The sequence below is a fragment of the Pigmentiphaga sp. CHJ604 genome, from assembly GCF_036972535.1.
Lineage (GTDB): Bacteria > Pseudomonadota > Gammaproteobacteria > Burkholderiales > Burkholderiaceae_B > Pigmentiphaga > Pigmentiphaga daeguensis.
In genome coordinates this window covers 173874-187528 of the sequence record NZ_CP136998.1, presented here as the reverse complement: position 1 = coordinate 187528, position 13655 = coordinate 173874, and the positions used below count along the sequence as shown (strand labels likewise).

At 69.3% G+C, this 13655-nt stretch carries 13 protein-coding genes; 7 read left to right on the top strand and 6 right to left on the bottom strand.

The features are described from left to right. Positions 1-4: 4 nt before the first annotated feature. The 4 genes from R4823_RS00955 to def all read right to left on the bottom strand — a co-directional run bounded on the left by R4823_RS00955 (position 5) and on the right by def (position 4118). Positions 5-871 carry a DUF4390 domain-containing protein gene (locus R4823_RS00955; RefSeq protein ID WP_303395832.1) on the bottom strand — a complete coding sequence of 289 codons (867 nt, stop codon included), beginning with the start codon at positions 869-871 and terminating at the stop codon, positions 5-7. After that, positions 868-2187, bottom strand: coding sequence for a 16S rRNA (cytosine(967)-C(5))-methyltransferase RsmB (rsmB, locus tag R4823_RS00950; protein ID WP_087838874.1), 1320 nt, complete (start codon positions 2185-2187; stop codon positions 868-870). Before rsmB ends, R4823_RS00955 begins: the two co-directional genes overlap by 4 nt. After that, the gene (gene fmt, locus R4823_RS00945) at positions 2187-3134 is read right to left on the bottom strand and encodes a methionyl-tRNA formyltransferase (protein WP_087838875.1); all 948 of its coding nucleotides are present in this window, start codon (positions 3132-3134) and stop codon (positions 2187-2189) included. The genes rsmB and fmt overlap by 1 nt, the downstream gene beginning before the upstream one ends. Positions 3135-3617: 483 nt before the next feature. Beyond that, the gene (def, locus tag R4823_RS00940) at positions 3618-4118 is read right to left on the bottom strand and encodes a peptide deformylase (protein ID WP_087838876.1); all 501 of its coding nucleotides are present in this window, start codon (positions 4116-4118) and stop codon (positions 3618-3620) included. 273 nt (positions 4119-4391) lie between these two features. Here def and dprA point away from each other — a divergent pair, with 273 nt between their 5' ends. The 4 genes from dprA (at position 4392) to R4823_RS00920 (ending at position 9512) form a co-directional block, all read left to right on the top strand. Then, positions 4392-5501, top strand: a complete 1110-nt coding sequence (dprA, locus tag R4823_RS00935; protein WP_087838877.1) for a DNA-processing protein DprA — start codon at positions 4392-4394, stop codon at positions 5499-5501. 104 nt (positions 5502-5605) lie between these two features. Next, a complete protein-coding gene (locus R4823_RS00930; RefSeq protein ID WP_087838878.1) occupies positions 5606-6064 on the top strand; it encodes a DUF494 domain-containing protein in 459 nt (152 codons plus the stop codon). A gap of 222 nt (positions 6065-6286) precedes the next feature. Next, positions 6287-8938, top strand: coding sequence for a DNA topoisomerase III (locus R4823_RS00925; RefSeq protein ID WP_338617067.1), 2652 nt, complete (start codon positions 6287-6289; stop codon positions 8936-8938). A 13-nt stretch (positions 8939-8951) separates the two neighbouring features. Then, on the top strand, positions 8952-9512 hold the full coding sequence (locus tag R4823_RS00920; RefSeq protein ID WP_132979704.1) for an SET domain-containing protein-lysine N-methyltransferase: 561 nt from the start codon (positions 8952-8954) through the stop codon (positions 9510-9512). A 39-nt stretch (positions 9513-9551) separates the two neighbouring features. On the opposite strand, the gene R4823_RS00915 is transcribed toward R4823_RS00920, so the two are convergent. Beyond that, on the bottom strand, positions 9552-10295 hold the full coding sequence (locus R4823_RS00915; RefSeq protein ID WP_243724503.1) for a glycine zipper 2TM domain-containing protein: 744 nt from the start codon (positions 10293-10295) through the stop codon (positions 9552-9554). A gap of 148 nt (positions 10296-10443) precedes the next feature. Between R4823_RS00915 and R4823_RS00910 the strand changes: the two genes are divergently transcribed. Continuing rightward, positions 10444-10680 carry a DUF3717 domain-containing protein gene (locus tag R4823_RS00910; RefSeq protein WP_087839102.1) on the top strand — a complete coding sequence of 79 codons (237 nt, stop codon included), beginning with the start codon at positions 10444-10446 and terminating at the stop codon, positions 10678-10680. Here the strand turns inward: R4823_RS00910 and R4823_RS00905 are convergent. Beyond that, positions 10670-11518, bottom strand: a complete 849-nt coding sequence (locus R4823_RS00905; RefSeq protein WP_087838881.1) for a DUF4743 domain-containing protein — start codon at positions 11516-11518, stop codon at positions 10670-10672. The genes R4823_RS00910 and R4823_RS00905 overlap by 11 nt on opposite strands. 148 nt (positions 11519-11666) lie before the next feature. Here R4823_RS00905 and R4823_RS00900 point away from each other — a divergent pair, with 148 nt between their 5' ends. Together R4823_RS00900 and R4823_RS00895 are read left to right on the top strand one after the other, a co-directional pair. Further along, on the top strand, positions 11667-12659 hold the full coding sequence (locus tag R4823_RS00900; protein ID WP_087838882.1) for a 2-dehydropantoate 2-reductase: 993 nt from the start codon (positions 11667-11669) through the stop codon (positions 12657-12659). A gap of 126 nt (positions 12660-12785) precedes the next feature. Next, positions 12786-13655: a fumarate hydratase gene (locus R4823_RS00895; RefSeq protein ID WP_338617065.1), complete on the top strand. Its 870-nt coding sequence runs from the start codon at positions 12786-12788 to the stop codon at positions 13653-13655.

Here is a 13655-nt window from a genome sequence, read left to right as displayed (position 1 = left end):
CGCATCATTGGGACTCCGTGGGAGGAGTCAGGCCCAGTCCCCCCGGATGCGCGTGGGGCGATCCGCCTGGCGGGACCAGGCCGTTGCCGCCGGCGGAGGCGCCGTTGGCGGGGACGATGGGCGCGGACGGCGACGGGGGCGCCGACTGGGCGGGAACGGATTGCATGGGGGCGGACGGCGCGGCACCGGGGCCGGAACCGGCGGGAGGCTGCACGGCATAAGGCGGCGGCAAGGGCGGCGGCGGCAGGCCGGGCTGGGCGGCGGGGGGCGGCGCGGCACCGGAGCTGGGCGGCGGCGCGGGCTCCTTGCCCAGGCGCACGTTGAATTCCGTCCAGGGCGTCGCGAGCGACCAGTCGCTGCTGTTCAGGGCATTGACCTGGAACGGCTTGGACAACTGGGAGATGTCGAAACGCACGCGCAGCCGGCCTTCGTAGCGGGTGTCGGGATTCAGCGCGTCGCGGTCGCCGATGCGCCAGTTGCGTACATGGCGCACGACCGACAAGGCCTCGACCAGGGATCCCACGGGCAGCGCGAGGTTGCCCGAATGCACGCGCCACTGGCGCGTCAGCGGGTTGTAGACGATGCGCCAGGTCTGGTTCGAGGACAGCACGACCTCGTCGAACCAGTACCAGCGGGGGCGGCGGATCTCGACCTCGACCGAAAAGTAGAGCGGCAATCCGCGCGCGACGGCATCCTCGAGCTGGTTGTTCAGGTCAAGCAGGACATCGGCGCTCAGGAGCAGGTCGCGGCCGCGTTCGGTCACCGTCACGGACTGGACGGCGGGCTCGGATGCCGGGGCTTGGCCGCCCCACAGCAACATCAGGGCGACGACCGGCAGGATCAGGACGCGGCGGAGTCGGAGAATGATCAAACCTTGGCAAACAACGCGTAGAAAAAACCATCGTGCTGCTCGGCCGGCCGATCAGGCTCCGCCTGCGTGAGCAATTGCCCCGGCGCAGGCAGCCGCGCCGCATCGGGGTGCCTGAGCTGGAAAGCCTCGGCTTGCCTGGCCCCCTCCGCGGGAAAAATCGAGCAGGTTGCATAGAGCAATTTACCACCGGGCGCCACCACCTGCCACAAGGCATCGGCAATCCGCGCCTGGAGCGCGGCGGTATTGGCGACATCCCCCTCGCGCCGCAGCCAGCGGATGTCCGGATGGCGCCGGACGATGCCCGACGCCGTGCACGGCACGTCGGCCAGCACCGCGTCGAAGGGCCGCCCGTCCCACCAGGTCTCCAGGTCGGCCACGTCGGCGGCCTGCGTGCGCGCAGACAGGCCCAGCCGCGCCAGGTTGGCATCCACCCGCTCCAGCCTGCCGGCGTCGATGTCCAGCGCCAGCAGGTCGAGATCCGCCAGTTCCAGCAGATGCGCCGTCTTGCCGCCCGGCGCGGCGCAGGCGTCCAGCACACGCATGCCGTCCTTCACCTGGAGCAGCGGCGCCGCCAGTTGCGCAGCGGCATCCTGGACCGACCACCAACCCTCGGCGAAGCCCGGCAACTGCTGCACGGGCCGGGGCTGGGACAGCGCGACGCCCGCCTCGCCCACCGGCAGGGCCTCTACCCCGGCGGCGCGGAAGGCCTCGATCAGCGCCTCGCGGCTGGTGCGGCGGCGGTTGACGCGCAGGACCATCGCCGGCGGCCGGTTGGCGGCGCGCAGCAGCGACTGCCAATGGTCAGGATATTCGATGCGCAGGCGCCGCACCCACCAGTCGGGATGGTTCCAGACGGCTTCGGGGCGGCGGGCGGCGGTCTCCATCAGGCTGTCGCGCTCGCGCAGGAAACGCCGCAGGCTGCCGTTGACCAGTCCCTTGAACGGCGCGAGCGAACGCTGGCCCGCGGCGGCGCGCACGGCCTGGTCCACTACCGTGTGGGGCGCATAACTGACGCCAGCCGCGGCGGCTTCGCGCTCGTCCGCCACCAGCAGCGCGAACGCCGTCAGCAGCAGGGCGTCGAGCAGCGGATCGGCCGGCTTGCGGGGAATCAGCGCCTGCTTGACCGCGCGGGCCAGGCCCAGTTGGCGCATGGCGTGGAAAGACACCGCCTGGGCGGCCGGCCGCAGCGGCGCGGCAACGCGCGACAGCGCATCGGTCAGCGAGACGCCCGCCAGCACGCCCTGGACAGCGCGCGCGGCGGCCAGCAGCACGTCCGACAAGGGCGCCGACATGGGCCCGGAGGCAGGCGGCGCCATCAGGAAAGATCGGGGCTCCAGCCCCGCACGAAGACGTCGACCGGCTGGCGCTTGCCGCCGGCCTTCTGCAATTCGGTCAGGCGCAGGATGCCCTGGCCGGTGGCCAGGTCCACGCCGGCGGCGCCGGCGCGCACGACGCTGCCCGGGCTGGCCGGCGACGCCTCGTCCAGCGCCTCGGCCCGCCATACCTTGACCGGATCGGCCAGGCCGGGCAGCCGCACCGTCGCCCCCGGCACCGGATTGAAGGCCAGGATGCGACGCGCCAGCTCGGCGGCCGGACGCGAGCAATCGAGCGCCGCCTCGGCCTTGTCCAGCTTGGCGGCGTAGGTCACGCCCCGGGCGGGCTGCGGCGTGGCCGGCAGGCCGCCTTCCTCCAGGCGCGCCAGCGCCCGCACGATCAGTTCGCCGCCCAGCACGGCCAGGCGGTCGTGCAATTCGCCGGCGGTCTGGCCCGCCTCGATGGGCAGGGAACCTTCGAGCAGCATGTCGCCGGTATCCAGGCCGGCATCCATCTGCATGATGGTGATCCCGGTCCGCGCGTCGCCCGCCTCGATGGCGCGCTGGATGGGCGCGGCGCCGCGCCAGCGCGGCAGCAGGCTGGCATGGATGTTCAGGCAGCCCAGGCGCGGAATGTCCAGCACCGCCTGGGGCAGGATCAGGCCGTAGGCGGCCACGATCATCGCGTCGGCCCGCGCCGCGCGCAGGGCCTCGTGGGCCTGGGCGGCCTCGTCGGGATACTTGCCGTCCAGCCGCAGGCTGCGCGGCTGCAGCACCGGCACGCCCGCCTCCAGCGCCGCCGTCTTGACCGGACTGGGCGTCAGCTTGAGCCCGCGCCCGGCCGGCCGGTCCGGCTGGGTCAGGACCAGGCCGATCGTATGCCCGGCCCCGATCAGGGCCTGCAGGGCGACTTTTGCGAATTCCGGCGTACCGGCGAAGACCAGATGCATCTAGAGTACCCCCCTACGCGCTTCGCGCGCCCCCCAGGGGACGATGCGAGTGGACCGGAAGGGAAGTCCACCCCCAAGCGGCCTTCGGCCGCTCCCCCTCAAGGGGGCGGCGCTGGCGGACCGGCAAAGCCGGATCCGCGGCACCCTGGATCTGGACTCCCTGCTTGGCGCGCGGCCTTGCACGCCGCTTCCTGCGCGGGCGGGATGGGATTATTGATTGTCGGAGGGGGAATGATACATGGTCCCCCCCTACGCGCTTGATACATGGTCCCCCCCCCTACGCGCTTGCGCGCGCCCCCCAGGGGGCGATGCGGGTGGACCGGCAAAGCCGGATCCACCGCATCCTGGGTCTTCGTGGGGTATCTCGGTGCGAAGCACCGCATGCTTGCTTTGATCTTAGGCGCCGCGGATCCGGCTTTGCCGGTCCGCTAGCGCCGCCCCCTTGAGGGGGAGCGGCCGAAGGCCGCTTGGGGGTGGGCTTCCCTAGACCTTTTCCAGCTTGCGCAGCTTGGTCTTGATGCGGCTTTGCTTGAGGGGGGAGAGGTATTCGACGAAGACCTTGCCTTCCAGGTGGTCGAGTTCGTGCTGGACGCAGACGGCCAGGATGCCTTCGGCGTCGAATTCGTAGCGTTCGCCCTGTTCGTTGGTGGCCTCGACCTTGATGCGGGCGGCGCGCTTGACCTCGTCGTAGATGCCGGGCACCGACAGGCAGCCTTCCTCGTAGACCTGGGTTTCCTCGCTCTTCCAGGTGATGACCGGGTTGATCAGGACGAGCAGGTCGTCGTTGTTCTCGGACACGTCGATGACCACGATGCGCTCGTGGATATCGACCTGGGTGGCGGCCAGCCCGATACCCGGCGCGGCGTACATGGTCTCGGCCATGTCGCGGACGATGCGGCGGATGCGGTCGTCGACCACCGCCACCGGCTTGGCTTTCTTGTGCAGCCTTGCGTCGGGATAGTGAAGAATGGGTAGCAATGCCATGATCGTGTTGCCGTTGCCCCTCGGACAGGGGCCATTTCAGAATAAATGGGGCCGGTTGGCCGGGATCCAAGGGGCAAGATACCACAGCTTCCCGGCGAGTCCGGCCGCCCGCGCGAGGCGGGATCGCGGGGATCCCCGCTATTTATATAGCGGGAGGCGAGCGCCGTCCCTGGCCATTGGACGCGCCGGCGCGCGATCCGTTCAGCGGCGAGGCGGGACATCGATGTCCTGCCCGGGGCTACCCTGCGGCGCCTGCCATGTTTAGATAGCGGCATGCCTCTCGCCCACACTCCGGAAGAACTGTCCGCCTGGCTGCGGCTTACCCTCGAACCCGGCATCGGACCGGCCACCGCGCGCGAACTGTTGCAAGCGGTCGGATTGCCGCAGCGCCTTTACAGCCTGTCCCGCGACGAACTGGCGGCCCTGTTGCCGCCACCGCTGGCCGCGCAGCTGGCCCGTTCGCCGTCGCCCCAGCACGCCGCCACCCTGGAACGCACCCTGCGCTGGGCCGAACACCCCGGCCACCACCTCCTGACGCTGGCCGACGCCGGCTATCCCCGGGCGCTGCTGGCCATCCACGACCCGCCGCCGCTGCTCTACCTGGCGGGCGATCCGTCCCGGCTGTCGCCGCAGGCCATCGCCATCGTCGGGGCCCGCCACGCCACGCCCGACGGCATGGCGAACGCGCGCGCCTATGCCCGCCACCTGGCGCAGCGGGGCTGGTGCATCGTCAGCGGCCTGGCGCTGGGCATAGACACCGCCGCCCACGAAGGCGCGCTCGAGGCCGGCGCCGCCGGCGGCGGCACGGTCGCGGTGGTGGGCACGGGGGTCGACGTGGTCTATCCGCCCCGCAACCGAGGCCTGGCCGAGCGCATCGCCGCGCAAGGAGCCATCGTGTCCGAGTTCCCGCTGGGCCTGCCCGCGCTGCCGCACCAGTTCCCCCGGCGCAACCGGCTGGTGGCCGGACTGACGCAAGGCACGCTGGTGGCCGAGGCGGCCGCACGCAGCGGCTCGCTGATCACCGCCCGGCTGGCGGCCGACGCCGGCCGCGAGGTCTTCGCCATCCCGGGATCCATCCATTCGCCGCTGTCGCGAGGGTGCCACGCCCTGATCCGGCAGGGCGCCAAGCTGGTGGAATCGGCGCAGGACATCCTGGACGAGCTGGGCGCCGGTTCCGGATCCGCAGCGCCGCCGCCGGAACCGGCGCTGCCGCGGGATCCGGTGCTGGCGGGCATGGGCTACGGCCCCGTCCACGTCGACGCGCTGGCGGCGCGCACGGGCCTGGCGGTCCCGCAATTGCAGGCCAGGCTGCTCGAGCTGGAGCTGCGGGGGCTGATCGCCCGGCTCGACGGCGGCCGCTACCAGGCCACGCCCATGCGCTGAATCCCCTTGTGTGCCGCGCACACAACGCATGAGCAGCAAATGCCGGGCAATTTGCCTAGGGATGCAATTCAGCGTACAGTGGATCCAGCCTTACACGCTGACTTATGTTCGAAATTCTCGTCTACCTCTTCGAGAACTACTACACGCCGGAAGCGTGCCCGGACCCGGAAACGCTGGCGCGCAAGCTTGCCGCCGCCGGCTTCGAAGACGATGAAATCGACGACGCCCTGACCTGGCTGTCCGGGCTTGCCGAATCCACTCATCGTTGTGTCGATCTCGCCCTTGTTCCCAGTAGCGGCTGTCGTATCTACGCCGAGGCCGAGTATCGCCAGCTCGGATCGGAAGCGATCGGCTTCATCGCCTTCCTGGAGTCGGCGGGCGTGCTGTCGTCCCCCCTGCGCGAGATTGTGATCGACCGCGCCTTCGCGCTGGGCGAGGCCCCCGTGCCCCTGGACAAGCTGAAGATCATCGTCCTGATGGTGCTGTGGAGCCAGGAAACCGAGATCGACAACCTGATCCTGGAAGAACTGCTGGAAGACGGCAGCGCCCGGCAGCTGCATTAGCCCCCCTACGCGCTGACGCGTGCCCAGTATGGTGAGCCCCCAAGGGGGCCGGGGGTTGTTTTCGATGGAAACAAGTCTTAATCCGGGGCGCTTCGAAAGGCGGAGCCGGCGTTTTTTGGCTTGGTGGGCATAGGCCCGACTTGCGCTGCTTAAAAATCCCCCCGTATCATCCGGCGCTTTGACGCACTATTTGTTCGCGTCGGCTCCGTCAACTGGAAGTCAATGGGCAAAACTCTGATCATCGCCGAGAAACCTTCGGTCGCGCTGGACATTTCCCGCGCGCTGGGCGGGTTCAAGCGCGAAGGCGATTATTTCGAAAGCGACGACTACGTGCTTTCGTCCAGCGTCGGGCACCTGCTCACCCTCGTGGCGCCCAACGATCCGGTCAAGGGCAAGTGGAGCTTCACCCATCTGCCGGTGATTCCTCCCGAGTTCGAGCTGGGGCCGGCCGACAAGCGCTCGGAAGAGCGCCTGCGCCTGCTGGTGCGGCTGATCAAGCGCAAGGACGTGGACGCCCTGATCAACGCCTGCGACGCGGGACGCGAAGGCGAGTTGATCTTCCGCTACATCGCCCAGTACGCAAAGACCAACAAGCCCATCAAGCGGCTGTGGCTGCAATCGATGACGCAGCAGGCCATCCGCGACGCCTTCGCCGACCTGCGCTCGGACGCCGCGCTGCAGCCACTGGAAGCCGCGGCGCGCTCGCGCGCCGAGGCCGACTGGCTGGTGGGCATCAACGGCACGCGGGCGATGACGGCCTTCAACAGCAAGGACGGCGGCTTCTTCAAGACCACGGTGGGCCGGGTGCAGACGCCCACGCTGGCCATCGTGTCCGAGCGCGAGGAGCGCATCCGCCAGTTCGTGCCGCGCGACTACTGGGAAGTGCGCGCGCAGTTCGTCGCCGCCGCCGGCCTGTACGAGGGCCGCTGGTTCGACCCCAAGCACGTCAAGGATCCGCAGGACCCCGAGAAGCGCGAATCGCGCCTGTGGAGCAAGGCCGCCGCCGAGTCGGTCGTGGCGGCCTGCCGCGAGCGCACGGGTTCGGTCACGGAAGAATCCAAGCCGTCCACCCAGTTGTCCGGACTGCTGTACGACCTGACCACGCTGCAACGCGAGGCCAACTCGCGCTTCGGCTTCTCGGCCAAGACCACGCTGGCGCTGGCCCAGACCCTGTACGAACGCCACAAGGCGCTGACCTACCCGCGTACCGACTCGCGCTACCTGCCCGAGGACTACCTGGGCACGGTGCGCCAGACCATGCAGACGCTGGCCGCCAGCCGGCCCGGCTATGCGCCGTTCGCCTCGAAGATCCTGGACAGCGGCTGGGTCAAGCCCAATCGCCGCGTGTTCGACAACAAGAAGGTGTCGGACCACTTCGCCATCATCCCGACGCTGCAGGCACCGCGCGAGTTGAGCGAGGCCGAGGCCAAGCTGTACGACCTGGTGGTCAAGCGCTTCCTGGCGGTGTTCTTCCCGGCGGCCGAATTCCTGGTGACGACCCGGATCACCGAGGTCGCGGGCCACCATTTCAAGACCGAGGGCAAGGTCCTGGTCAATCCGGGCTGGATGGCCGTCTACGGCCGCGACGCGCAGGGCGAGGACGCCAACCTGGTGCCGGTCGCCCCTGGCGAGCAGGTGCGTACCGAGGAAGTCGAGGCCGTGGGCCTGGTGACCAAGCCGCCCGCCCGCTACACGGAAGCGACGCTGCTGTCGGCCATGGAAGGCGCGGGCAAGCTGGTCGACGACGAAGAGCTGCGCGAGGCCATGTCCGCGCGCGGCCTGGGTACGCCGGCCACGCGCGCGGGCATCATCGAAGGGCTGATCAACGAACTCTACCTGCGCCGCGAAGGCCGCGAGCTGGTGCCCACCGCCAAGGCGCGCCAGTTGATGACGCTGCTGTCGGGCCTGGACGTGGACGAGCTGACCTCGCCCGAGCTGACCGGCGAGTGGGAGCACAAGCTGTCGCAGATCGAACGCGGCCAGTTGGCGCGCGAGGCCTTCATGCGCGAGATCGCGCAGATGACCCAGGTCATCGTCAAGCGCGCGAAGGAATACGACCGCGACACCGTGCCTGGCGACTATGCCACCCTGACCACGCCGTGTCCGAAATGCGGCGCCGTGGTCAAGGAGAACTACCGGCGCTACGCCTGCACCGCCTGCGATTTCTCGATCAGCAAGCACCCGGGCGGGCGCACCTTCGAACTGCAGGAAGTCGAGGAATTGCTGGCCAAGCGCGAGATCGGCCCCCTGAACGGCTTCATCAGCAAGATGGGCCGACCCTTCTCGGCCATCCTGCGCATCACCGACGACTACAAGCTGGAGTTCGACTTCGGCCAGGCCGACGAGGAATCCTCCGAAGCCGTGGACTTCTCCGGCCAGACGCCGGTGGGCCCGTGCCCGAAATGCGGCTCGAACGTGTTCGAACACGGCATGAGCTTCGTGTGCGAGAAGTCGGTCGGGCCGCAACGTTCGTGCGACTTCCGCTCGGGCAAGGTCATCCTCCAGCAGGAAATCACGGCCGAGCAGATGGCCAAGCTGCTGACCGAAGGACGCACCGACCTGCTGCAGAACTTCGTCTCCAGCCGCACCAATCGCAAGTTCAAGGCCTTTCTGGTCCGGCAGCCCGATGGCAAGATAGGCTTCGAGTTCGAGCCGCGCCCCGCCAAGGGCGGCAAGGCGGGCGAGGATGCGCCGGCGGCCCGGAAGACGGCGGCAAAGAAAGCCGCCGGCCAGGACGAAGCCGTCGCGGCGCCGGCGAAGAAGGCCCCCGCCAAGAAGGCGGCGGCCAAGAAGGCCGCGCCGCGCAAGGCCGCCGCCAAGAAAGCCCCCGCGAAGAAAACCGCCAGGAAGGCGGCCGCGAAGACCTCCAGCTGAGCCGTAGAGCCCAATGACCGTCAAGAAGAAAACGCCCTCACGGGCGCGCAAGTCTCCTGTTGCCGAGCAGCCCGCCGAGGATCGCGTGGACGTCGATCCCGGCCCCGGCGGCAAGCCCTGGTATGTCGTGCGCCGCTCGCGGGTGCATGGAACCGGTGTGTTCGCGGCCCGCAAGATCCCCGCCGGCACCCGTGTCATCGAGTACGCGGGCGAACGCATCAGCGCGGCCGAAGCCGACCGCCGCCACCCGGTCAATCCCGAGGATCCGTACCACACCTTCTTCTTCGCGCTGGAAAGCGGCAAGGTGATCGACGGCGGCAGCCAGGGCAACGATGCGCGCTGGATCAACCACGCCTGCGAGCCCAACTGCGAAGCGGAGGAAACGGACGATGGCCGCGTCTTCATCGTCTCGCAGCATCCCATCGAACGCGGCGAAGAGCTCAATTATGACTACGGCCTGGTCATCGACGAGCGCATCACGCCGACGTTGAAGAAGAACTATCAGTGCTTGTGCGGCGCCGACTCGTGCCGGGGCACGATGCTGGCGTTGAAGCGGCGCAAGAAGAAAGCCTGAGGGCGGGAACCGGGCGGCGGCGCCGCCCGGTCCGGCCGGTCAGTTGTAGTCGCCGACCCGCATCGCCTGGGAGTCGCCGCCGTTGCGGGACACTACCGAGCCGTTCACGACGCGCACCGGATCGCCGCTGCGCCACGGATAGGCCGAGGCGCTATGGAAAGTGCGCACGCTGCCGTCGTCCATCCTGACGGTCATCTCGTACTGCGTCGAGCTGCGCACACGCTTCTCGACCTCGTTGCCCGCGTAGGCGCCGCCCAGGGCACCCAGCACCGTCAGCGCGGTACGGCCGCTGCCGCCACCGAACTGGTTGCCGACCACGCCGCCCACGACACCGCCGCCGACCGCGCCCAGGCCCGTTCCCTGGCCCTGGACCTGCACGGCGCGCACGCTCTCGACCGTTCCGCAGTTGCCGCAGGTGGCCGCCACCGGCCGCGCCGGTTCGCGATAGACCGGGGCAGGGCGGCTGGCGGCGCGCGTCGGCGCGGCACGCTCGGCCGCGGCCTGCTTCGCCGGAGCCGGCGCATGGGCCGAGGCCTTGCCGAAATCCCGGCCACCGGCCGGGGCGGACGCTTCGGTCAGCTCTTGCGTGGGGGCCGACTTGGCCAGCGGCGAGGGCAGCAGTCCGGTCAGGACGCCCACGCCGACGGCGGCCAGGACGATGATGCTGATGGCTGCGGCGGCCACCAGCGGATGCAGCGCGACGGCTCCCCGCATGCTGCGATGCGCGCGCGCGAAGGCGGCGTCGATGGGGATTCGGGAACCGGAAGAAGTACCGGAAAACATGGCGTCACTCCGCTCGTAAGGTTCACGTAAGTTACCTCCAAGCGGCCTTCCATGTTGTTTCGGGGCGTGGCGGGATCTCGCGCTTTCTGTATCGGAATTGACCGAATGTTTCCGCCCCCGGCTGGCAAAGTCTGCCAGAATGGTCCGCATGGAAATCACCCTGACCGAACTCGAGGACGCAATCAATTTCTGGCGCACGCGCAAGCCTTCGACGAGCGAAGCGTGCGTGCTGTGCGCCGAGGCCGCGGCGCTGGCGGGCCCCTATGCCGCCATGATCATGCATCACCTTCCCGCGCTGGACGAGGCGGCCATGCCCGAACCAGCGCGGGCGGCCCTCGCGGCCTGGCGGCAGGCGCGCCAGGCCGTGGCCCGGGTCAAAGGCTGACGCGGGCGGCTTCGGCCGGGGAAGCGACCAGGGATACGGGCGCGAACGCGCCCAGGCTGACCTTCATGGACAGCGCGGCCTCCAGCGTGAACGCACCGTCGGCCACCAGTTCCAGCACCTCTTCCGGCGATACCGTACGCAAGGCGACCACTTCGCCGTCCTGGTTCTCGGGCACGACCTCGGGCCCCAGGACGGTATCGACCACGGTCACGTGCTCGACCTGGTAGCCCTCGGGCAGAACCCGGCGCACGGTGAACTGGCCGCTGCGCCGGCCGTCCTTCAGGTGATGGGGCAACAGGCCGGCCTCTTCCCAGCTTTCCCTGAGCAGGGCCGATTCGGGGGTTTCCGCGGCGCTGACCAGCCCTCCCACGAGGGTATCCCACATGCCGGGATCGGTGGTCTTGGTGAACGACCGCTGGGCGATCCACAACTGCCCGCTGTCGGTCCAGGCGTTCAGGTGGACGGCATGGGTGGCGATGCCCAGGGGCCGCACGGATGCCCGCTCGATCACGCCCAGGACGGTGCCGTCCTCGGCCACCACGTCCAGCAGTTCGTTGCGCCAGCCGTTGAGCCGGCCGGCTTCGGAAAGCGCCGTGGCGACACGCGCCAGCAGCTCGCTGACGGCCTGGGCGCGCCCGGCCGAGGCCGGCGTGCCCGCCAGCTCGGGCAGCAGGTGCACCACGCCGGGTTCCAGCAGTATTTCGCCCGGAAAGGCGGCCAGCCAGCGCGGCACGTCGTGCGCCACCCAGCCGCAATCATGGCCGGCAATGCGCAGTCGCAGGGAGTCCGGCGGGGGATCGACCTGAGCACGAGCCGATATGGAGTCGAATACGTTCATCCAGATATCGTGAATATGCAACACAGCAAGCCCCCATTGTGCCGGAAGTCCGGATGGGACGCCCGGCACCCCGACGTAAGCGAAGGTGAACCCGGTTGCCTCGGGTAAGATGCCGGCGCTCGCACCGCCCCCAAGGAAGAGGAAGACCATGACCGATCACCCCCGTATCTGCATCGTCGGCGCCGGAGCGATAGGCGGCCTCGTCGCCGGACGCCTGGCCCAGGCCGGCAACGACGTTTCGCTGCTGGCCCGCGGCCGCACGCTGGAAGCGCTGCGCCGGCACGGCCAACGGCTCGACTCGGCGGGCAAGCTCGTCGCCTCGCCGGTCCGGGCCAGCGACGACGCCCGGGCGCTGGGCCCGCAGGACGTCGTCGTCATCACCGTCAAGGCACCGGCCCTGCCGGAGATCGCACGGGCCATCCGTCCGCTGGTCGGCGCCGACACGGTCGTGATCCCGGCCTTGAACGGCATCCCCTGGTGGTTCTTCCTGGACGCCGGCCTGCCCCTGGGCGGCACGCGCCTGCGCAGCGTCGATCCGGACGGCGGCATCGAGGCCAGCCTGCCGGCGGACCAGGTGCTGGGCGCCGTGGTCTTCGCGTCGGCCTCGACCCCCGAGCCCGGCCTGACCCTGCACGCCTCGGGCAACCGCATCGTGCTGGGCGAGCCGAAGGGCGGGTCGAGCGAACGCGCCCGCGCCGTGGCCGGGCTGTTCACGCGGGCGGGCTTCGATGCCCCCGCCAGCGAGAACGTGCGCGCCGACATCTGGACCAAGCTGCTGGGCAATGCCTGCTTCAACCCCGCCAGCCTGCTGACGGGCGCCTATACCGACGACATGATCGACGATCCCCGCCTGCACGCCATGTTCGTGGCCATGATGGACGAGGCGCTGGCGCTGGGCACCCGGCTCGGGCTGCCGGCCCAGGTCGAGTCGCGCGACCGCATCGCCTTCACCCGAGGGCTGGGCCACATCAAGACGTCGATGCTGCAGGACGTGGAGGCGGGCCGGCCGGTGGAGATCGACAGCATCCTGGGCGCGCTGGTCGAGACCGCCGCGGCGGCCCGATTCTCCACGCCGACCCTGGATACCGTCTACGCGCTGGCGCGCATGCGCGCCGCGGCCCTGGGGCTGTATCCGGCGTAGCCGGCCCTTGCCCAACTTTTCTATAGGCGAAAAATACCAAAACATCGCTTGAACCCCAGCCGCCCGCGCCGCATCCTGCCACCCTAGATAGAGTAAGCACGGAGAGCCGGCGCACGGCGGCATGCGATGTCCATTTCCAGCGAAACCATCAGGTCGGTCACCTCGTCCTTGTACGAGTGGTCGCTGAAGAAAGTCCCGGACGACACCAAGCGGGTGCTGGCCCAGGCGCAGCAGCGCGAGACGGTCCAGCTCGGCAGGCAGACGCTGCGCATCATGCTCGAAAGCGCCGAGGCCGCCGAGTCCGAAAGCCACCTGGTCTGTTCGGACGTGGGCGTGCCCACCTACATGATCCGCGTGGGCACGGGCGTGAGTTTCGAAGGCAACGTGCGCCAGGCCATCGTCGACGGCTTCGCCGACCTGGTCGCGCGCGCGGACCCGCCCATCCTGAAGATGGTGACCAATCCGCTGACCCTGCAACGCAGCTACGAGGGCAAGAACATGCCCCTGGTCACCTTCGACATGGTCGACGGCGCGGACTACATGGAGATCGTCTGCGCGCCCAAGGCCATGGGCACGGGCCGCTGGGAAGCCATCGAGACCTTCGTCTACCCGTCGCTGGAGACCATCGAGAAATACGTGCTCGATACCGTGCTCAAGGCCGGCTCGCAGCCCTGTCCGCCCATCGTCGTGGGCGTGGGCATAGGCGGCACCTTCGACTACGCGGCCAAGATGGCCAAGGAGTGCGTCCTGCGCCCCTTCGCCCAGACCAATCCCGAGCCCGTCCTGGCGGCCATGGAACAGCGCCTGCTCAAGGCCATCAACGACACCGGCTTCGGGCCCATGGGCACGGGCGGCGACACCACCGCCATGGCGGTGCACATCGACTATTCGGCCAGCCACGGCTTCATGCCCGTGGCCGTGGCCTTCAACTGCTGGATCAACCGGCGCACCTGTGCCCGCATCTACCAGGACGGCACGGTCGAACGCCTGGAATAG